This is a genomic window from Actinophytocola sp. (assembly GCF_050699935.1).
Classification (GTDB): domain Bacteria; phylum Actinomycetota; class Actinomycetes; order Mycobacteriales; family Pseudonocardiaceae; genus Actinophytocola.
Window position 1 is genome coordinate 14,794 of the sequence record NZ_JBOHGB010000072.1, and the last position, 19,245, is coordinate 34,038.

Consider the following 19,245-nt stretch of genomic DNA (forward strand, 5'->3'; position numbering starts at 1 on the left):
CCGAGATTGCTCCGGTGCCACCCCGCCCGCAAGTCGCTCACGATGAATCGACCAGGCGGCCGAGCCCCGCGTAGCCGAGCTCCTCGAGGCGCCGGCCCGACGTCTCGAAGTAGTCGGCGTCCGCGTGGATGCCGTGCCCGAAGACCATGCGGTTCATGAAGTTGAACAGCGCGCACACCATGATCGTGTCGTGCAGGGTCCGCTCGGGCCAGCCGGCGGCGAGCACCTCGTCGGCGTCCGCGCGGGTGACCGACGACGGCGACAGCGTGAGCTTGCCGGCGTAGCGCAGCACCGGACGCATGCGCTCGCCGACCGGGGCCGCGTCGAGGTCGGCGACGGCCGCGGGCACGACGCCGGCCTCGATGCCGCACGCCTGCGCGGTCGCCGTGTGCACGCCGTGGCAGTAGTCGCACGCGTTGAGACCCGACACGTACGCCGCGATCAGCTCGCGCTCCCCCGCGGTGAACGGCGACGGCCCGCGCATCACGACCTCGTGGTAGTCCAGCAGCGGCCGGGACGTCTCCGGGTACGCCCGGAACACGTCCATCAGCACGGCGTCGTCGGGCAGTGAGCTCAGGTGTGGCACGCCTCGTCCTCCGTTGCTCGGTCGATCACCGCTCGGTCGATTTCGGTGCGGCGCAGCCAGCACGCCGCGAGATACACGCGCTCGGCGTGACCGACCGCCAGGCCCGCGCCGGTCACCGCGGTCAGCGCCGAGGACCACAGTCGGCGTAGGGCGGCCGACCGCACCGCGACCCCGGGATCCGCGGCGGCGAGCCGGGACCGGGCGGACCGCCAGCGGCCGGCGCCCGCGGTGATCGCCGCCGCCATCGTCAGGTCCGGACGGGCCTCGTGGCGCAGCTGGTCGACGAGCAACGTCACCGTCGCCGGGTCGCCGGTACCAGAGGCGGCCACGCCCAGGCCCGCGAGCAGCCGCTCGGGACCGAGGCCCATCAGCAGCACCCCGAGCTCGGTGTCGGGGTCGGAGTCGGTGTCGGAGTCCACGAAGGGGAGGGAGAACACCGTGTCGTACCCGTCAGACATGGACCACCGCCCGGTCGCGCAGGCCGGCCGCCACGCTCGCCGCGATGCGGGCCGTGGCCACCCGGTGGCCGTCGATGTTGCGCCCGGCGGGGCCGAGCACCATGCACGTCGCCGCGCCGGCGGCGAACACCCGCGGCGCGTGCCGGTAGGCGAGCGTGCGCTCGTCGAGGTCCGGCCAGCCGTCCCGCGCGCCGACCACCGAGTCCGGCAGCAGCCCGGTGCCGATCGACGGCACGGTCCCGAGCGCGAGCCGCACCTGGTCACCGCCCACCCGCCGGCCGCCGGCCAGCACCACGGTCGCGCCGTGCACCGCGGACACGGGCACGCCGCGGTGCACGGTCAGCCGGCCGTCCGCCTCGGCCTCGGTCAGCAGCGGGCGGAACTCGAACATCACCGACGCCCGCCGCTCCCGGCCCATCAGCGCGAGTCGCCGTGCCCACGGCACCTGTCCACGCCGGCTGTCGAAGCGGGCCCGGCCCTCGGCCCGGAAGAACGACGCGTTGACGTCCGAGCACTGGTACCGCTCGGACTCCTCGCGCAGCACCCAGTCCACCCGGCTCCCGCGGGCCAGCGCGTTGCGAACCAGGTGCGCACCGGTCAGGCCGGCACCGACCACGACCTCCCGCGCGACCGCGCCGGGCCCGGGTTCGTCCCAATAGGACACGCGAGCCGGCCGGTCGCCGTCCCACCACGAGGCGGGCGTGGCGCGGCGCTCCTCGCCCGGGCACAGCACGACGAACCGCGCGGCCGTCTCGAAGGTGGTCTGGAAGGCACTGCCGCGCACGCTGACCCGCTCCTCGCCGACCGCCAGCGACCGGACCTCGCCGCGCCACAGGCGTTCCGGCACCCGGTGCAGGTCCGCGGTGTGCCGGCAGTACGCCTCGAACACGTCGACCGGCACCACCGAGCGGTGCCCGGCCTGCGACATCCGGATCTCCCGGCGCTCCACCGGGGTCAGCCGCGCCCAGTGCACGCGGGCGAAGTCGCGCAGCTCGCAGTCGCGGTAGCCCTCGACTCCCGGGTGGTGCTCGTAGGGCGAGCGCAGCACCCGCTGGTCGAGCCGGTCGACCCGGTCGAGGAACCGGCCCGCCGGGCGGCCGTCGCGATCGACGACGACGACGTCGTGCACGCCCAAGTGCCACAGCGCGGCCGCCACCGCGAGCCCGGCCGGGCCGGCGCCGACGATCACCACGTCGGCCGCCTCCGGCGGCACGCCCGCCCGGTCCGGCAGCGGCCGTTCGGGGTGGCGCGGCCATGCCCGGTGCCGGGGCGAGTCCAGCAGGTCGGGATCGGGCAGGAACCTGGTCACCCGAGGACCGTGACAGGCACGATCACCTCGATGGCCGGGCGCTGCGGCATGCCGTCGGTGACCAACGCCTGGAGGATCTCCTCGGAGCGCTCCGCGCTGTCCGAGGAGACCGGGCTGTACCGGGCGTGCGCGTAGGCCGGCCGGCGCCCCTCGGTCTCGATCTCGAACACCTTGAGCACGGCCTCGCCCGGGCGCACCTCGCCGTCGAAGAACGTCAGCCGGCGCATGTCCGGGGTGAGGAAGGTCTTCGAGAACTGGCGGGACATCACCATCGCGTCGCCGCCCTCGACGAAGTGCGTGTCCTCGTCGGTGGTGACCTGCATGGCGACCCACGTCTGGTCGGTGAGGTTGGTCTCCGACTTGATGATCTGCCAGCGACCGGGCTCGGGGAGGCTGATCGAGACGGACACGTCGTAGTCGACCGCGTCGATCGCGCCGGAGATCATCACCACCCGGCGGCGCAGGTCGGCGACACCCGCCATCTGGATGTCCCGGGCACGAACCCGCCCCGCCACGTCCAACCCTGGAACCTCGAGCGACGACATGTAGAACCTCCCAGATAATTGCAAGACCTAGCCGTTCCTTCTCGGGTGGCCGGGCACCCACGTTTCCTCCCCGCATTTCTGAAGACGCCTCGACGACTACGGTCGGGCTAATTCTCGACGATTTCCGAGATCGGGGCATCTTCTCGCGTGCCCACCTCCGCCGGACCGCAGCCAGCGTTCTGACCTGCCGGTTGACCGTCGCCTTGAGCGATCCTTGACCACCGTTGAGCCAGCGGTAGTGGTGACATCGACTCAACCTGCAGACCGGTTGCCAGCGATTTTCGGCAATCCTACCGTCAAATCAGCCGATTTATTCGAGCCCTTCTCCTGAGCGGTGCCACGTCATGGACGAAATCATCGAAAAGTCCGTCGAGCGCGTCATTCGCGCCATGCACGAGAACCTGGGTGAGCAGATCACCATCGACGACATGGCCCGTACGGCGATGTTCAGCAAGTTCCACTTCTCCCGGATCTTCCAACGGGTCACGGGCATCTCCCCCGGCCGGTTCCTGTCAGCGCTGCGGCTGCAGGAGGCCAAGAGGCTGCTGCTCACCACCTCGATGACGGTCGCCGACATCAGCCACCTGGTGGGATACAACAGCATCGGCACGTTCAGCTCGCGGTTCCGCGGCAGCGTCGGCGTCTCCCCGACCGAGTACCGCCAGCAGCGTGGTTACGTGACGCCGCTCGCGGCCGTGCCCGACGCCCCGCCGGTCGCCGGTCCGTCCTCTGTGCACGGTCAGGTCTGGCAGCCGCGGGCCAGCGAGCCGGGCCCGGTCGTGGTGGGCCTGTTCCCCGACCGCATCGCGCATGGCACGCCGGTCCGCCACGCGACGCGCATGGGTCCGGGCCCGTTCATGCTGGCCGACGTGCCGGACGGCACCTGGTACCTGCTCGCCCACTCGGCCGAGCTCGGCGATGCGGTGCCCGACCCGGACCAGACGTACGTGGCCGCGTTCGGTCCGCTGGAGGTCGGGCCGCGCACGGCCGGCCGGCGCCCGCACAACGTCGACCTGTGGCTGCGGCCGCGGCGCATCTTCGATCCGCCGGCGCTGCTGGCCCAGCTGGACCAACCGATGTGGACCGCCCAGGCATGGGCTTCCGGCAGGGCTGACCAGGCCGCCCTGCCGGGGGCCTGACCATCCCGAGATACGGAGAAGCTCCGCCCGGCGCCAGCGGGCGGAGCTTCTTTCATGGCAGCCATGGAAACCGTCCCGGTCACACCCAGGGCGCGACCGGGTACCAGGGGATGATCTCGCGCACGGCGAGCAGCCGGACGTCCCAGTAGAGGAACGTGAACACGCCGGCGACCAGCAGCGCCGACGCGCCGACCACGGTCAGCCGCGCGGGGTTCGCCGCGAACCAGCCGCGCAGCCGGCCGCCGGCGAGCCACGTCGTGAGGAACAGCAACACGGCCAGGACCGCGAGGTTGCCGACCGACTGCAGCACGAAGGCGGCCGCGCCGTAGAGCGGGTCGTGCGCCTCCGCGGCGTCCCGGAACAGCTTGCGGAACAAGGGGAACGGCCGGCCGATGAGGAACGCGCCGACCAGCGCGCCGAAGAACACCAGGCGGGCGTGGGGAAGGCGCGCCGAGATCCGCGCGAACGGGTCGCGCACCAGCCCGAGCGTGGCCAGCCCCAGGTAGGTCATGGCCAGCCCGACGGCGCCGAAGACCACCATCGACTGGATGCTGCGCGGCGAGAGCTCCCCCGGCGTACTCGGCGCGGTGTCGAACTGCGGCATGCCGGTGCCCACCAGCCCGACGACCACCCCGTAGGCCGCGGACACCACGGCCATGCCGGCGAACAGCCACAGCAGCGGGGTCAGCACGGCACGCAACCGGTGCCAGCGCCCGCCGGCGCCACCCAGCAGCGGCGCCACCGTGCCGAACACCGCGACGTTGCAGGCGGTGAACGTGCCGGCCAGCCCGGAGACGAAGGCGAACCCGACGCCCGCGCCGACCCCGGTGATCGCTGCCTCCTCGGCGTCGTGGCCGAGCAGGCCGTTCGCCACCGTACCCCCGATCACGCTGTCCACAAAGGACGCCGACCAGGCGATGGTGAGCAGGAACCCGCCGAGCACGGCGAGGAACACCACCAGCCCACGCCGGCGGGGGAGCTCCGGGGCGGCACCGGCGGTGTCGACGGTGTCGGTGGGCCTTGTGTCGAGCTGAGTCATGATGCGCCCTGCCTCGCGGGCACCGGGTCCGGCGCCCAGTTGTTGATCATGTAGCGGGGGTCCTCGACGATCTGGTCGCCGGCCAGCATCGCCTGGTGCAGCTGGCGCAGCCGCCGTGACGGGTCGACCCCGAGCTGGTCGCGGATCGTCGTCCACATGTCGTGGTAGACCGCCAGCGCCTGGCCGGGCCGGCCGGACCGGTAGAGCGCGAGCATGTACTGCGCGCGGAAGTTCTCCATGTACGGGTGGCGGGCGCACAGCGCGGCAAGGTCGCCGAGCAGCTGGTGGTGCCGGCCGAGGTAGAGGTCCGCGTCGATGCGCAGCGTGAGGTCGGTCAGCCGGCTCTCGGCCAGCCGCATCGTCTCGATCTCCAGCTGCGGCCCCGCCGCCACGTCGACCAGCACCGGCCCACGCCACATGGCGAGCGCCGCGCACAGCAGCCGTCCGGACCGCACGTAGTCGCCCGCCGCGCCGGCCGCCCGGCCCTCCGCCGCGAGCCGGTCGTAGCGCACCACGTCCGCCAGATCCGGGTCGATCCGCAACACGTACCCGGTGTGCCTGGTGGCCAGGATCTCCAGCGCGGCCTCCGGATTCTCCGGCAGCGCGCCGCGGATCAGCTTGCGCACGTGCAGCACGTAGGTCTGCAGCGTGGTGGGCGCGCTGCGCGGCGCGTTGGTGCCCCACAACTCCTCCATCAGCGTGGAGCTGGTCACGACCCGCCCGACGTTGAGTGCGAGCATCGCCAGGAGCTGCCGCGGCTTGCTCGCTGTCGGCACGACCGAGACGCCGTCGAAGACGACCTCGAGCGCGCCGAGTACCTTGACTTCCGCTCGCATCAGTCAGCTCATTTCAGCCGTACACGTCCTGCGAGCGTAAGGCCGCCGATCGTTTCCGCGAATCTCGGAGAGTGCGGCCGGACACCGGAACTCACCCAATCGCTCGGGACCGCATTTCCGGAGTAGCGTCCGGCCGGCCCGCTCCACCGGAACTACACAGTGGACGGTCGGGTGGCTGCCGGCATCGCCCGGGGCCCGTTCACCCCGCCCGAGTGTGCCGCCGACGAGACCTCTTGTTCCGGACCGGCTCCGCCGGCTCGGGCTCGGCCTCCTTCTCGGGCTCCGCCTCCTTCTCGGAGTCCGGCCCGGCCAGCACCTCGCCCTCGAACCGCTCCGCCGAGCGGCGCACCGACTCGGCCGCCGCCTCCGCGTCGTCGCCCTCGCCGACCATCAGCGTGACGAGCTGCGTCTCGAAGCAGCGGTCCGCGTCGCACGGATCGATGAGGTAGTCACCCAGCTCGAGCGTGACCAGGCCATGCATGGCCAGCCACATGTGATGCGCGGCCAGCACCTCGTCGGTGGTGGTGAACCGCCCGGCGGCGATGCAGCGCGCCGCGCACTCCACCACTCCCACCAGGTTGTACCGCCCGTGCTGGCGATCCTCCTCCGACAGCTCGAAGCCGGCCAGCGATCGGCCGCCGAACATCACCGAGTAGAGGTTCGCGTTGGTCACCGCCATGTGCCGGTAGGCCCGCCCGATCAGCGCCATGTCCGCGACCGGGTCGTCGGTCGAGGTGATGCGGTCGAAGTTCTGCGCCAGGCGGGCGAAACCCTCGTGCACGATCTCGCGGACCAACCCGCTCATGCTGCCGAAATGGGTGTAGACCGCCATGGTCGAGGTCCCTGCCTCGGTGGCGATCTTCCGGGTCGACATCGACTCCGGCCCCTCCTCCGCGAGCAGGCGCGCGGCGATGTGGATCAACTCCAGGCGTACTTCGGGATCACGTCGTCTCGGACTCACCTTGACAGTGTTACATAACGCAGCTACCTTTGGTAGCAACAACGGTGTTATGGAACACTTTCCTCTGGTGAGACGAGGTGATCGTGGTGAACGAACACAGGGAGCTCGGCGGCACCCGAACCAAGTTCCGCATGGAGACCGGTCTCGACGTGCTCGACGAGTGGTCCGAGACGGCCGGCCAGGCGAAGAAGAACGCCGTGTACAAGGCGTTGTTCGCCATGCAGGACGGCTCGCTGTTCCGCCAGTACCGCATCGTCGACGACTTCCAGCGGCCCAACGAGCTGTACGCGATCGTCAGGGACGACCTGGTGCTCAAGATCCGGGTCAACTGCTTCGACTCGTTCGGCATCGTGCACATCGGGCAACCCGGAAGCTCGCCAGAGCGGCCGACCGAGCCGTAACGTGCGAACCATGCCAGACGATCGGGTCGACACCCTGCCCCCCGGCGGCGCGCCGGTCGTGGATCCGGCGCACGCCCAGCCGCTCGACACCATCGAGGCCTACGCCGCGGCGATCGCGCGGCTGCGCGCCGCGGCGCTGGCCTACTACCAGGGTGCCGACCTGCTGATGGACGACGCGACCTACGACGCGCTGCTCGCCCGAGTGGCCGCCACCGAGGCCGTCCGTCCGGAGTGGAAGGTCGAGGGTTCGCCGACGGAGACGGTCGCGGCCGGCGTGCCGATCGGCGGCGACATCGTGCACAGCGAGCCGATGCTCAGCCTGGACAACGTGTTCGGCGAGGAGGACCTGCGCCGGTGGGCCGCGCGGCTGGAGAAGCTCCTCGGCCACCCGACGGCCGGCTACACGGTGGAACCCAAGATCGACGGGCTGGCGATCGCCGCCCGCTACGTCGACGGCCGCCTGACGCTCGTGGCCACCCGCGGCGACGGCGTCACCGGCGAGAACGTCACCCGGATCGCCCGGCGCGCGGCCGGGCTGCCCGCCCGCCTGACCGAGCCGGTGACGCTCGAGGTGCGCGGCGAGATCTTCATGACCGAGACCGACTTCGCCGCCGCCAACGAGCTGCGGGTGGCGAACGGCGAGCCGGCGTTCGCGCACCCGCGCAGCGCGGCGGCGGGCACGCTGCGGGCGGACCAGCGCGCGTACGCCGCACCGCTGTCGTTCCTCGCGTACGCGGTGCGGGGCCTGGACATGGCACACTCGGCGGCGCTCGCGGAGCTGGAGCGGCTCGGCTTGGCCACGACCCTCGGCTCACCCGCCGGCCTGACGATGTGCTCGTCGATGGACGAGGTGGTCGCGGCGGTGGCGCGGCTGACCGAGCTGCGGACCACTCTCGGGTTCGGTGTGGACGGTGCGGTCGTCAAGGCCGACGACCCGGCCGACCGGGACGCGGCCGGCTCGTCGAGCCGCGCGCCGCGGTGGGGCATCTCCTACAAGTTCCCGACCGACACCCGGACCACGCGGCTGCTCGGCATCGACGTCCAAGTTGGACGGACCGGCGTGATCACCCCGGTCGCGGTGCTCGAGCCGGTCGTGATCAGTGGGGTCACGGTCACCTCCGCCACGCTGCACAACTTCGGCGACCTGGTGCGGCGCAACGTCCGCGTCGGCGACACGGTGTTCGTGCACCGCGCGGGCGACGTGATCCCCGAGATCACCGGGGCGTCCCTGGAGCACCGGCCCGCATCGTCGGTGCCGTTCGAACCGCCCACCGCGTGCCCGCGCTGCGACGGGGAGATCGACCGCTCGCAGAAGCGGTGGCGGTGCGTGCAGGGCCGGGTGTGCGGGGCACGCCAGACACTGCACTACTTCGCCACCCGCGACGGGATGGACATCGAGCATCTCGGCGACAAGATCATCGACCAGCTGGTCGGCGCGGGGCTGGTCACCGACCCGGCGGACCTGTTCGACCTCGACGTGGCGACGCTCGTCGAGCTGGAGCGGATGGGCGAGGTGTCGGCGGGCAAGCTGGTCTCGAGCATCCAGGGAGCGAAGGGCCGGCCGCTGTCGAAAGTGCTGACCGCGCTGGGGATGCGCATGGCCGGGCGGGCGATGTGCCGCCGGCTGGCGCGTTCGTTCGGCACGATGCGGGCGTTGCTGGCGGCGTCGGTCGAGGAGCTGCAGCGGGTCGAGGGCGTGGGCCCGGAGCGCGCGGTCACGATCGCCGCGGAGCTGGCGGACTACCGGCCGGTGATCGAGAAGCTGATGGCACGGGACGTCAACATGACCGAGCCGTCCGCCGAATCAGCCGCCCTCCCCCTGCGACACGAGGACGGCACGCAGATGCGGGTGGTCGTGACCGGTGCGATCCCGGGCCTGACGCGCACGGAGGGCAACGAGGCGGTGGAACGGCTGGGCGGCACGGCGTCGGGCTCGGTGTCGGCGAAGACGGACCTGGTGGTCGTCGGCGAGGGCGCCGGCTCGAAGGCGGCGAAGGCGGCCGAGCTCGGGGTCCGCACGATGCCGGCCGAGGAGTTCGCCGCGCTGCTGGCGAAGCACACGTCGTGAGCGAGAGCGACGGAGCGTTCGCCGTCTGGACTGAACGATCGCGCGCACGCGCGCCAGCGCCGAGCACGCGACGAAGGAAACCCACAAGTAACGCAGAAGCGAAGCAAACCAACCAACACCGCGAGCAAGAGCGACGCAACGTCCGCCGTCCGGACTGACGAACGCACGCAGACGCACCAGCGCCGAACACGCGACGAAGGAAACCCACAAGTAACGCAGAAGCGAAGCAAACCAACCAACACCGCGAGCAAGAGCGACGCAACGTCCTGCGAGGACAGTTCCCAACCTCGCCGGCGACGGCAACGCCGGTAGTCGCGACCGCAGCCGGCTCGTTGCGAATTGTCCGCCGTCCGGACTGACGAGCGCGCGCAGGCGCGCCAGCGCCGAGCACGAGAGGAGGGAAGACGACGAGTAACGCAGGAGCGAAGCATGGACACCGTGAAGCGGTCCCTGGCGCGCCTGGCCGGTTGAGCACCCGGCCACTTGTCCTCGAGCCGGCACGGCATCGGCGGATAAGACACCACCCGCCCGCGCCGCCATCCTGGTAGGCGACTGCCAACGGGCGAGAGGACAAGCGCGTGACTCACCGGGACGTGATCGCCGACCTGACCGCCGAGGCCGCCGCCGTCGAACAGCTGCTCGACGGGCTGTCCGATGAGGACTGGACGCGGCCGACGCCCGCTCCCGGGTGGACGGTCGCCGACCAGGTCGCGCATCTCGCGTTCATCTTCCGGCTCGCGGGGACGGCCGTCGCGGACGGCGAGACCTTCAAGACCATGACCGCGAAGGTCTCCGCGGAGAACTCCGAGGCCGTGGTCAACGGCGCCCTCGCCGAGTTCCGCGACGACCCGCCCGAGGTCCTGCGCAACCGGTGGCGCATCGAGCGGGACGCCGCCATCAAGTCGCTCGCCGCCGCGCCGCCGGACCGTCCGGTGCCCTGGCTCGTCCGGCCCCTGCCACCGGCCGTGCTCGCCTCCGCCGGGATGATGGAGACCTTCGCCCACGGGCAGGACATCGCCGACGCGCTGAGCAGGAGCCGCGAACACACCGACCGGCTCTGGCACCTCGCCTGGTTCGCCACGCTCACCTGGGACTTCGGCTACCAGGCACGCGGCCTGCCCACCCCCGACGTCCAGTTCCGCTACGAGCTCACCGCCCCGGAAGGCGGCACCTGGGAGTTCGGGCCCGTCAACGCCGAGCAGCGGATCACCGGGCCCGCCGAGGACTTCTGCCTTCTCGTCACCCGCCGCCGGCACCGCGACGACCTCGCGGTCACGGCCACGGGCGACATCGCCGAGGCGTGGCTCGACATCGCCCAGGCCTACCGCGGCCCGGCGGGCGAGGGCCGCCGCCCCGGCCAGTTCTCCCGTTAGTGCGGTGGCCGTGCGGGCCGTGCGCGGCGCGATCCAGATCGACCGGGACGATCCGGCCGCCATCGCGAACGCCACCACCGAGCTGCTCGCCAAGGTACTGGGCCGCAACGAACTCGACGCCGAGGACCTCATCAGCGTGGTGTTCACCATGACGCCCGACCTGGCGAGCGGCTTCCCGGCGGCCGCGGCCCGCGCGCTGGGCCTCACCGACGTGCCCCTGCTGTGCGCCAGCGAGGTCGGCGTGCCGGACGGGTTGCCACGCGTCATCCGCCTGCTCGCCCACATCCAAAGCGACCGGCCCCGCTCGGCGATCCACCACGTGTACCTGCGTGGCGCCGCCCGGCTCCGGCCCGATCTCGCGATCTGACTGAGGAGACAACGTGGTCATCGTGATGGCGCCGGAGGCCCAGCCTTCCGATGTGGACGCCGTGGTCGACCGGGTGGAGTCCGCCGGTGGTCAGGCCTTCGTGAGTCGCGGCGTGCACCGGGTGATCATCGGCCTGGTCGGCGACGTGGACGCGTTCGACACCCTCAACCTGCCCGCGATGCGCGGCGTCCACGACGTCACCCGGATCTCCACCAGCTACAAGCTGGTGAGCCGCGAGCACCATCCGGACCGCTCCGTCGTGCACGTGCGCGGCGTGCCGATCGGTCCGGACACCGTGACGCTGATCGCCGGGCCGTGCGCGGTCGAGACGCCCGAGCAGACCCTCGCGGCGGCCCGGATGGCGCAGTCGGCCGGCGCCACGCTGCTGCGCGGCGGCGCGTTCAAGCCACGCACCTCCCCCTACGCGTTTCAGGGACTCGGCGAGCTGGGCCTGAAGATCCTCTCCGACGTGCGCGAGGAGACCGGGCTGCCGGTCGTGACCGAGGTCGTCGGCGCGCACGAGGTCGACATGGTCGCCGAGTACGCCGACATGCTCCAGGTCGGCACCCGGAACATGCAGAACTTCACGCTGCTGCAGTCCGTCGGCGCGGCGGGCAGGCCCGTGATGCTCAAGCGGGGCCTGAACGCCACCATCGAGGAGTGGCTGATGGCCGCCGAGTACATCGCGCAGCGCGGCAACCTCGACATCGTGCTGTGCGAGCGCGGGATCCGCACGTTCGAGACCGCGACCCGCAACACGCTCGACGTCTCCGCGGTACCGGTGGCCCAGCAGCTCTCGCACCTGCCGGTGATCGTCGACCCGTCGCACTCCGGCGGGCGCCGCGACCTCGTGCTGCCGCTCGTCCGCGCCGGCATCGTGGCCGGCGCGGACGGCGTCATCGTCGACGTCCACCCGCGGCCCGACGTGGCCCTGTGCGACGGCCCGCAGGCCCTCGTCCACGAGGACCTGGCGGACCTCGCCCGCACCGTCGAGGACCTGGCCGTCTACATGGGACGCGGCACTCCGGTCCGGCGGCTGCGCCGGGCGAGCTGACCGGGCGTCACTCGTAGAGGACGGACCTGATCTTGTCGTCGTCCACGTTCGTCCTGTCGTACCAGTAGAAGCCGGTGTCGACGTTCTTCGGCTGGTTCTCGCCGTTGATCGCCTTCATCGCGGCGCGCACCAGCTCGCGGCCCATGTTGAGCGGATCCTGGGTGACCGCGCCGGCCATCGTGCCGTCCTTGATCGCGTCAATCTGCGCCTTGCCCGAGTCGAAGCCGACCAGCTGGATGCCGGACCTGCCGCTCTCCTCCACGCCCTTGATCACGCCGATCGCGGAGCCCTCGTTGGACGCGTAGATGCCCGCCAGGTCCGGGTTGGCCGAGATGATCGACTTGGTGATGTTGGCGGACTCGGCCTGGTCGCCGCCGCCGTACTGCGGGGAGAGCACGGTGATGCCGGGCGCGTTCTCCTTCATCCAGTCCATGAAGCCGTCGCGCCGGTCGGTGCCGGACTTGCTGGTCTGGTCGTGCACGACCATCGCGACCTCGCCCTTGCCGCCGACCAGCTCGGCCATGTGCTTCGCGGCCTCGGCCGCGGCGGCCTTGTTGTCGGTGGCGACGGTGGTCACCGGCACGTCACTGTCCACACCGGAGTCGAAGGCGATGACCGGGATGTTCTGCGACCTGGCCTGCGCCAGCAGCGGCTCGGCGGCCCGGCTGTCCAGCGCGGCGAAGCCGATGGCCTGCGGGTTCTTGGCGATGTCGTTGGTGAGCATGTTGATCTGCTCCTCGACGTCCGCCTCGGTCGGCGGGCCGACGAACGTGACGCGCGCGCCCGCCTTGGCGGCCTCGTCCTCGGCGCCCCGCTTCACCGCCTGCCAGAACTCGTGCTGGAAACCCTTGGAGACGATGGCGATGTAGGGCGCCTCGCCGCCCGCGCCGCCACCACCGGTTCCGCCGCCCGCGCCGCACGCGCTCAGCGAGAGGGTCGTGGCGGTGCCGAGCAGGACGGCGGTGGCCTTGCGCATCTTCATGGGTCAGGCCTCTTTCTTGCGGAGGATGTCGGTGTACACGGCCAGGAGGATCACGCAGCCGAGGATGACGTTCTGCCACTCCTGCGGGATGGACATGATCTGCAGCCCGTTGTTCAGCGTCGAGATGATCAGTGCGCCGATGAGCGTGCCGGTGATGGATCCCTTGCCCCCGGCCAGCGACGTGCCACCGATGACGACGGCCGCGATCGCCTGGAGCTCGTAGCCCATGCCGGTGGCCGGCTGCGCCGAGCCCAGCCGCGCGGAGATCATGATGCCCGCGAGGCCGATGAACAGCCCGGCGAAGGTGTAGGTCGCGATCTTCCACTTGCGCACGTCGATGCCCGACAGCGCGGTGGCCTCCTCGTTGCTGCCGATCGAGTACGTGTAGCGGCCGAGCAAGGTCTTTCTCAGCAGCACGCCGGCGATGACCGCGACCGCGATCAGCACGACGACCGCGTTCGGGAACCGCACGCCGGGAATGAGGTTCCCGGTGGAGATCTTCGTGTACGAGGGGTCCTCGGAGAAGTAGATCGGCGCGCTGCCCGACAGCACCAGCGCGAGCCCCTCGGCGACCAGCATCATCGCGAGCGTGGCGATGAACGGCGGGATGCGCAGGATCGCGACGTTGATGCCGTTGACGAGACCCATCAGCCCGCCGAACGCGATCGTTGCGACGAGCCCGACGGCGATCGGCAGGTCCAGCTTCACGATGAACACGCCGGACATCACCGCGCACAACGCCATGCCGGTGCCGATCGACAGGTCGATGCCGCCCGTGATGATCACGAACGTGGTGCCGATCGCGAGCGTGCCGATCACCACGGTGGAGAACAGGATCGCGGTGAAGTTGCCGTAGGTGAAGAAGAACGGGCTCGCGAGCGAGAAGAACGCGTAGATCACGATGAGGCTCGCGAACGCCAAGAGCTGTTGTAACAGCCCCGCCTCCCCGGACTTAACCCTTGTGGTCACCCTCCGTCGGTGGCGTTCCGTTCGGGACGTATCGGTGGCTGGGTTGCGTCCCGTTCCCCTTAGGTGCGGTTGGCGAGGGGTCATGCGTTCCCCTCCTCCTCGGCCGCACCGGTTTGCACGGGGTCCAGGCCGAGCTCGACCGCGTCGTCGACGTTCTCGTCCGGCCGCAGCGTGGCGTAGTGCATGATGCGTTCCTGCGTGGCCTCGTCGGCGGTGAGCACCCGGGTCACCCGGCCCTCGCTCATCACCACCACCCGGTGCGACATGCGCAACACCTCGGTCAGCTCCGAGGAGATCATGATGATGGACTTCCCTTGCGCGGCCAGCTCGTTCAGCAGCGCGTAGATCTCCTCCTTGGCCCCGACGTCGATGCCGCGCGTCGGCTCGTCGAAGATCAGGACGTCGCAGTCGCGCACGAGCCACTTGGCGATGACGACCTTCTGCTGGTTGCCGCCGGAGAGGTACTTCGCGGTCTGCTCCACCGACGGAGTCTTGATCTTCAGAGATCCGACGTACTCCACCGCGCGGTCGCGGGCGGCCCGGTCGTTGACGAACCCGGCGGTGGTGAACCTGTCCCGCAGCGCGCCGAGCGTGACGTTCGCCTTGACGTCCCGGTCGAGCAGCAGGCCGTAGCGCTTGCGATCCTCGGACAGGTAACCGATGCCGTGCCGGACCGCGTCCGCCGGGTGGCCGACACGGATCGGCCTGCCCCGCAACAGAACCATGCCGCCCGCGATCGGGTCGGCGCCGACGATCGCCCGCGCGGTCTCCGTGCGGCCCGCGCCCATCAGGCCCGCGAAGCCGAGGATCTCGCCCTCGCGCAGGTCGAAGGAGACGTCCTTGAGCCGCGTCGTCGTGCCCGCCGCCTTGGTGGACGACCTGGTGGACAACCCGATGACCTCGAGCACGGTCTCGCGGTCGTCGCGCACGTCCCGCGGGCCCGCGTCGTCGTCGATCGTGCGGCCCACCATCATCGAGATGACCTCGCGGGTGCTCGTGCCCGCGACGTCGACCGTGTCGACGTACTCGCCGTCGCGGATGACCGTGACCCGGTCCGCGATCCGCCTGATTTCCTCCATCCGGTGGGAGATGTAGATGACCCCGGTGTCCGGCCGGACAAAACGTCGGATCAATTCGTGGAGGGTCGACACCTCGGCCTCGTACAGCGCCGCGGTCGGCTCGTCCATGATCAGGACCTTGGGGTCGTGGGACAGCGCCTTGGCGATCTCCACCATCTGCTGGTTGGCCACCGTCAGGTTCCCGACCACGGCGTTCGGGTCCAGCGGCAGGTGCAGCCGCTCGATCAGCTCGCGGGCGTCGCGGACCAGCCTCCGCTCGTCGAGGAGCACCCGGAACCGGCGCGGCTCGCGGCCGATGAAGACGTTCTGCGCCACGGTCAGATGCGGCACCAGGTTGAACTCCTGGTGGATGATGCTGATGCCGTTGTCCATGGCGTGCTTGGGGCCGGCGATCTCCAGTGGCTCGCCGCCCAACCGGAAGTACCCGGTGTCCGCGGTGTGGATGCCGGAGAGCAGCTTCATGAGCGTCGACTTGCCGGCACCGTTCTCACCGACGAGGGCGAGCACCTCACCGGCGCGCAGCTCCAACCGCATGTCCGAGAGCGCCCGCACGCCGGGGAAGGTCTTGTTCACCTCCTCGACCTCGAGGAGGGGGACCGTGGCGGCACCCGGCACGGCGGTGTCCACGTCAGCCATGAGCCCGCTCCGGCCGGCACGGGTCGGTCCCACGACCCGACGATCGTGACGTGTCGAACGCGCCGCTGCGTGCCACGTACGCTCCTGCTCCCTGGGCGTGATCTACCGGCGAGGTTAGACATCCGATGTATTCGGCGTCAAGGCTCCGCGCGCGCCCCGGCGAGCTCACCAGGCCACGGTGCGCTCCCAGCTGTCCAGGTATGCCTCGGCGCCGCGGCTCATGTCGTGCGTGATGGCCTCCGCGTCCGGTCCGGCGGCGATCTTCAGGTCCGCCATCCAGTCCGGCAGCATGCCGTAGTGGGCCATGCCGTCGACGTTGATGTCGAACACCCGCTCACCGGTCCGCTGACGGTCCACAGTGGACCCGCCGTCGAACGTCGTGAACGGGTACCGCGCCGGGTTCGCCGCCGCGTCCGCGCGGGGCGCGGGCTGGTGGCCGAAGCCGCCGGTGTCGAAACCGGCCGCCGCGGCATCCGGGTAGCCCGGCACCGAACGCAGCTGGCGCCACAGGTCGACGAACTGCGTGGTGCTCTCGCCGTACGGGCCGGCCACCCCGCCGAGCTCCAGGATCCGCGCGTAGAAGTTCGGATCCAGCCACCCGTGGCTCGACACGACGCCCGGGTACCGCTTGGCGGCCAGCAGGTCCATCGCCGCGGTCATCGACTTCACGCCCATGTGGTCGATGTCGATCATCATGCCGCGAGCCATCATGCCTTCCATGGCGTAGCGGCCCAGGTCGGTCAGCCCGTGGACGTTGCAGTGCGGCGCGCTCGGGTACACCGGCAGCGTGACGCCGTCGGGCAGCAACTCCTTCAGCGGCCCGGCGAGCAGGTCGCTCTCGAAGGAGATCGTGTGGTCGTGCAGCGGCCCGGTGCACGTCTCCGCCTCCCAGAAGCGGCCCGTGGTCCACACGTTGCCCGCGTTCACCACCACGCCCTGCGTGCCCTCGTCGAACCGCACGCCGCACAGCGCGTTGTCGAACTTGTGGCAGACGAACATCCGCCGCACGCCGAGCCCGTACAGCTCGTCGAGGCCCGCGTCGATGTCCGCCCTGGTGCACTGCGGCACGTCGCCGCGGATACCGCAGCCGAACGGCTGGGACACCTCGACGCCGAGCACCACCGCGAGCTTGCCCTGCTCGACCACCGCACGCGCCTGCGCGGGGTCGGTGACGATGCGGAACCAGCCCTTGCCGGGCCCGCCGTGCCGGTCATCGATGAAGTCCTGCAGCTCGCGGATCCGCTGCGCCTGCAACCGGACCGCGTCCATGTCGTCGCACGAGTTGTGCTTGATCGGGTAGATGTCGCACAGCGCGGAGTTGTTCACGAACAGGTTCGTGTAGATCCGCAGCCCGCCGCGCCACGCGCGCTCCAGCCACCGGTAGTACTGCGCCTCGTGGGTCAGCGAGTCGTGCTTGGGCCAGTCCTTGAACGTCGGCCAGCCCGTCGTGTCATGGGTGAGGCCCGGGTACGCGCCGGACACGACGTTCTCCAGCCACGCGCCGAGGCCGGCCGGCTCGTGGTCGGCGCAGTCGACGAGCGCCGCGGTGATGCCGTACGGGCTCCACGGCTGTCCACAGTGGATGTCGCCGCCCATGAACTCGTAGGCGGTCAGGTGGTTGTGCAGGTCGACGATGCCACGCACCTCACCGTCCGGCGTGGTCCCGGAGAACGGCGTGCCGTCGATGTTCAGCTCGGCCTCGGGCGCGGTGGCACAACCGGTGGTCTCGACGAGCGTGAACGGCGTGCCCGTGCCGCGCAGCGCGAGGATCGTGAAGATCGGGTCGACCGCGAGCTGCCGGCCCGCCACGGGCGAGGTCAGCGTGACCGTGTCGCCCGACGCGGAGAGCCGCCAATCCGACCTCGGCCCGGCCGCCGCCGACTTCAGCACGCCGAGCGAGCCGAGGCCGGTGGACAGGAAGTCGCCGCCGGTGCCGTAGAACAGGTAGCTCGCCCGGCCGGTGCGCTGGAGGCGGAACGGCTGCGCCGGGTCCGCCGCGGTGGCCTGGTAGCCGCCGAGTACGTTGCGTGCCACGAACTTCCCGGACGGCGCCCGCAGCGCCACGCACGCGCCGTCCAGGTCGGTCACGTCCGGCGCGGCCACGGCCGGCCCGGGGATGGTCACCACCCCCGCCACGAGAACCGCCGCGACGAGCCCGAACCACCGCCTGCGCGCCATTGCTACTCCCGGGTAAGGTGACCGATCTTCACCTTGGCCGGGGTGCGCGGCCCGCGTCAATCCGCCGACCGGCGGGCAGTGCCCGCGAGAACCTCCCTGCCGTCGGTGAAGTCCGCGGGCCCTAGCTCGGACAGCCGGGCCCGGACCGCGCGCAGGAATTCCTCGCGCGCGCCCGGCTCGAGCCGGGCGAGGCGCCGGCCGCCGGCGCTGAGGTGGGTGTTGTGCTCGACGAACTCGTCGAGGCTCGGCTCGCGCGACCACGGCACCGGGCCGACATCGATGCCGGTGAACCCCGCCGCGGCCAGGACATCCGCCAGCTTCTCGGGAGTGTTCAGCACGACGTGCCGGCTGACCAGAGCGTCGTCCGGTGGTGCCCCGTGCCGGTCGAGCTCGTCGTGCCAGATCTCCAACGCCGGCACCGGCCGCTCCCCGCCCCACACGGCGAGGCCGGCCATGCCACCCGTCCGCAGCACGCGGTGAGCCTCGCGCACCCCGGCCGCCGGCTCGGGCAGGTGGAACAGCATGAACGCCAGCACGACAACGTCGAACGCACCGTCGGCGAAGGGCAGGTGGGCCGCGTCGACCACCGTGCGCGGGAACGACCTGGGAGCACGCCGGAGCATCCCCGCGGACCGGTCCGCGCCGACGATCACCGCGTCGGGAGCCGTGCGGCGCAGGTCCGGGAGCAACGTGCCGACCCCGGTTCCCAGGTCCAGCACCCGGCTCGAGCCGGCGAGCGGTAGGCGCGCCAGCAGCTGCCGGTTCACCGGGCGCAGCACGCCGGCCCACTCGCGTTCGTACGCCTCGGCTGTCCCGGAGTAGTGGTCGGCGAGCGTGCGGACCGGATCAGTGGGCGAGTCGTTCACGGCGCCACCGTACGTGCCGTACGTTGGCGCCATGTGATGGGCCGACTTCGCCGATCGCGCCCGGCACGGCTGGCGGCTGCTGGCCGAGCGGCACCGCGGGTTCATCCGGTCGCCACGATCCGTAGCCCGCGCGGCTTGTTCGTGGCGGTCCGGCGAGACTCACCGAAGCTGGCCGACCTGCGCCGCGAGCCACGGATGGCGTTGCACGCCACCGTGAGCGGGAGTGACGGAGCGTTCGCCGTCTGGACGCAGGAGAAGCGCAGGCGCACCAGCACCGAACACCGCACAAAGGAAGACGGCGAGCAACCGACGAACAGAGCCAACCATCGCCACCGTGAGCGGAAGCAACGAAGCATTCACCGTCTCAACGCAGGACAAACGCAGGCGCACCAGCACCGA

19 protein-coding genes are annotated in these 19,245 nt (G+C 71.0%); 6 read left to right on the forward strand and 13 right to left on the reverse strand.

What is annotated here, in order from left to right; translation table 11 throughout:
• Positions 1 to 37 precede the first annotated feature (37 nt).
• The 4 genes from ACRDTB_RS22320 to ACRDTB_RS22335 are packed head-to-tail and all read right to left on the reverse strand — an operon-like array spanning position 38 to position 2,898.
• Positions 38 to 586, reverse strand: a complete 549-nt coding sequence (locus tag ACRDTB_RS22320; protein WP_431433192.1) for a carboxymuconolactone decarboxylase family protein — start codon at positions 584 to 586, stop codon at positions 38 to 40.
• Entirely contained in the window at positions 574 to 1,044 is a 471-nt protein-coding gene (locus ACRDTB_RS22325; protein ID WP_431433194.1) for a DUF6187 family protein, read from the reverse strand. The genes ACRDTB_RS22320 and ACRDTB_RS22325 overlap by 13 nt, the downstream gene beginning before the upstream one ends.
• Positions 1,037 to 2,353 carry an FAD/NAD(P)-binding protein gene (locus tag ACRDTB_RS22330; protein ID WP_431433196.1) on the reverse strand — a complete coding sequence of 439 codons (1,317 nt, stop codon included), beginning with the start codon at positions 2,351 to 2,353 and terminating at the stop codon, positions 1,037 to 1,039. Before ACRDTB_RS22330 ends, ACRDTB_RS22325 begins: the two co-directional genes overlap by 8 nt.
• Positions 2,350 to 2,898 (reverse strand): DUF6423 family protein, encoded by a 549-nt coding sequence (locus ACRDTB_RS22335; RefSeq protein ID WP_431433197.1) that lies wholly within the window; start codon positions 2,896 to 2,898, stop codon positions 2,350 to 2,352. The genes ACRDTB_RS22330 and ACRDTB_RS22335 overlap by 4 nt, the downstream gene beginning before the upstream one ends.
• Positions 2,899 to 3,242: 344 nt before the next feature.
• Here ACRDTB_RS22335 and ACRDTB_RS22340 point away from each other — a divergent pair, with 344 nt between their 5' ends.
• Positions 3,243 to 4,037 (forward strand): helix-turn-helix domain-containing protein, encoded by a 795-nt coding sequence (locus ACRDTB_RS22340; protein WP_431433198.1) that lies wholly within the window; start codon positions 3,243 to 3,245, stop codon positions 4,035 to 4,037.
• A 79-nt stretch (positions 4,038 to 4,116) separates the two neighbouring features.
• On the opposite strand, the gene ACRDTB_RS22345 is transcribed toward ACRDTB_RS22340, so the two are convergent.
• The 3 genes from ACRDTB_RS22345 to ACRDTB_RS22355 all read right to left on the reverse strand — a co-directional run bounded on the left by ACRDTB_RS22345 (position 4,117) and on the right by ACRDTB_RS22355 (position 6,873).
• On the reverse strand, positions 4,117 to 5,076 hold the full coding sequence (locus ACRDTB_RS22345) for a hypothetical protein (protein ID WP_431433200.1): 960 nt from the start codon (positions 5,074 to 5,076) through the stop codon (positions 4,117 to 4,119).
• Positions 5,073 to 5,912 (reverse strand): AfsR/SARP family transcriptional regulator, encoded by an 840-nt coding sequence (locus tag ACRDTB_RS22350; protein WP_431433201.1) that lies wholly within the window; start codon positions 5,910 to 5,912, stop codon positions 5,073 to 5,075. The genes ACRDTB_RS22345 and ACRDTB_RS22350 overlap by 4 nt, the downstream gene beginning before the upstream one ends.
• Positions 5,913 to 6,111: 199 nt before the next feature.
• Positions 6,112 to 6,873, reverse strand: coding sequence for a TetR/AcrR family transcriptional regulator (locus tag ACRDTB_RS22355; protein WP_431433203.1), 762 nt, complete (start codon positions 6,871 to 6,873; stop codon positions 6,112 to 6,114).
• A gap of 86 nt (positions 6,874 to 6,959) precedes the next feature.
• Here ACRDTB_RS22355 and ACRDTB_RS22360 point away from each other — a divergent pair, with 86 nt between their 5' ends.
• The 5 genes from ACRDTB_RS22360 to aroF all read left to right on the forward strand — a co-directional run bounded on the left by ACRDTB_RS22360 (position 6,960) and on the right by aroF (position 12,136).
• Positions 6,960 to 7,274 carry a DUF6235 family protein gene (locus tag ACRDTB_RS22360; protein ID WP_431433204.1) on the forward strand — a complete coding sequence of 105 codons (315 nt, stop codon included), beginning with the start codon at positions 6,960 to 6,962 and terminating at the stop codon, positions 7,272 to 7,274.
• A 10-nt stretch (positions 7,275 to 7,284) separates the two neighbouring features.
• Positions 7,285 to 9,342, forward strand: a complete 2,058-nt coding sequence (gene ligA / locus ACRDTB_RS22365; RefSeq protein ID WP_431433206.1) for an NAD-dependent DNA ligase LigA — start codon at positions 7,285 to 7,287, stop codon at positions 9,340 to 9,342.
• Between the two features lie 578 nt (positions 9,343 to 9,920).
• Positions 9,921 to 10,715 carry a TIGR03084 family metal-binding protein gene (locus ACRDTB_RS22370; RefSeq protein WP_431433208.1) on the forward strand — a complete coding sequence of 265 codons (795 nt, stop codon included), beginning with the start codon at positions 9,921 to 9,923 and terminating at the stop codon, positions 10,713 to 10,715.
• A 4-nt stretch (positions 10,716 to 10,719) separates the two neighbouring features.
• Positions 10,720 to 11,082: a chorismate mutase gene (gene aroH / locus ACRDTB_RS22375; protein ID WP_431433210.1), complete on the forward strand. Its 363-nt coding sequence runs from the start codon at positions 10,720 to 10,722 to the stop codon at positions 11,080 to 11,082.
• A 13-nt stretch (positions 11,083 to 11,095) separates the two neighbouring features.
• Positions 11,096 to 12,136 (forward strand): 3-deoxy-7-phosphoheptulonate synthase, encoded by a 1,041-nt coding sequence (aroF, locus tag ACRDTB_RS22380; protein ID WP_431433212.1) that lies wholly within the window; start codon positions 11,096 to 11,098, stop codon positions 12,134 to 12,136.
• Between the two features lie 7 nt (positions 12,137 to 12,143).
• On the opposite strand, the gene ACRDTB_RS22385 is transcribed toward aroF, so the two are convergent.
• The 6 genes from ACRDTB_RS22385 to ACRDTB_RS22410 all read right to left on the reverse strand — a co-directional run.
• Positions 12,144 to 13,118 carry an ABC transporter substrate-binding protein gene (locus ACRDTB_RS22385; RefSeq protein ID WP_431433214.1) on the reverse strand — a complete coding sequence of 325 codons (975 nt, stop codon included), beginning with the start codon at positions 13,116 to 13,118 and terminating at the stop codon, positions 12,144 to 12,146.
• A 3-nt stretch (positions 13,119 to 13,121) separates the two neighbouring features.
• Positions 13,122 to 14,087, reverse strand: a complete 966-nt coding sequence (locus ACRDTB_RS22390; RefSeq protein ID WP_431433215.1) for an ABC transporter permease — start codon at positions 14,085 to 14,087, stop codon at positions 13,122 to 13,124.
• Positions 14,088 to 14,167: 80 nt separating this feature from the next.
• Positions 14,168 to 15,802, reverse strand: coding sequence for a sugar ABC transporter ATP-binding protein (locus ACRDTB_RS22395; RefSeq protein ID WP_431433217.1), 1,635 nt, complete (start codon positions 15,800 to 15,802; stop codon positions 14,168 to 14,170).
• Between the two features lie 165 nt (positions 15,803 to 15,967).
• A complete protein-coding gene (locus ACRDTB_RS22400; RefSeq protein WP_431433218.1) occupies positions 15,968 to 17,980 on the reverse strand; it encodes a hypothetical protein in 2,013 nt (670 codons plus the stop codon).
• A gap of 56 nt (positions 17,981 to 18,036) precedes the next feature.
• A complete protein-coding gene (locus ACRDTB_RS22405) occupies positions 18,037 to 18,846 on the reverse strand; it encodes a class I SAM-dependent methyltransferase (protein WP_431433220.1) in 810 nt (269 codons plus the stop codon).
• A gap of 159 nt (positions 18,847 to 19,005) precedes the next feature.
• A partial coding sequence (locus ACRDTB_RS22410) for a hypothetical protein (RefSeq protein ID WP_431433221.1) occupies positions 19,006 to 19,245 on the reverse strand: 240 nt, incomplete at its 5' end.

Coding starts and splice junctions, on each gene's coding strand:
- ACRDTB_RS22325 (WP_431433194.1), bottom strand. CDS start 1,044: ATGTCTGACGGGTACGACACGGTGTTCTCCCTCCCCTTCGTGGACTCC.
- ACRDTB_RS22335 (WP_431433197.1), bottom strand. CDS start 2,898: ATGTCGTCGCTCGAGGTTCCAGGGTTGGACGTGGCGGGGCGGGTTCGT.
- ACRDTB_RS22340 (WP_431433198.1), top strand. CDS start 3,243: ATGGACGAAATCATCGAAAAGTCCGTCGAGCGCGTCATTCGCGCCATG.
- ACRDTB_RS22345 (WP_431433200.1), bottom strand. CDS start 5,076: ATGACTCAGCTCGACACAAGGCCCACCGACACCGTCGACACCGCCGGT.
- ACRDTB_RS22350 (WP_431433201.1), bottom strand. CDS start 5,912: ATGCGAGCGGAAGTCAAGGTACTCGGCGCGCTCGAGGTCGTCTTCGAC.
- ligA (WP_431433206.1), top strand. CDS start 7,285: ATGCCAGACGATCGGGTCGACACCCTGCCCCCCGGCGGCGCGCCGGTC.
- ACRDTB_RS22385 (WP_431433214.1), bottom strand. CDS start 13,118: ATGAAGATGCGCAAGGCCACCGCCGTCCTGCTCGGCACCGCCACGACC.
- ACRDTB_RS22395 (WP_431433217.1), bottom strand. CDS start 15,802: ATGGCTGACGTGGACACCGCCGTGCCGGGTGCCGCCACGGTCCCCCTC.
- ACRDTB_RS22400 (WP_431433218.1), bottom strand. CDS start 17,980: ATGGCGCGCAGGCGGTGGTTCGGGCTCGTCGCGGCGGTTCTCGTGGCG.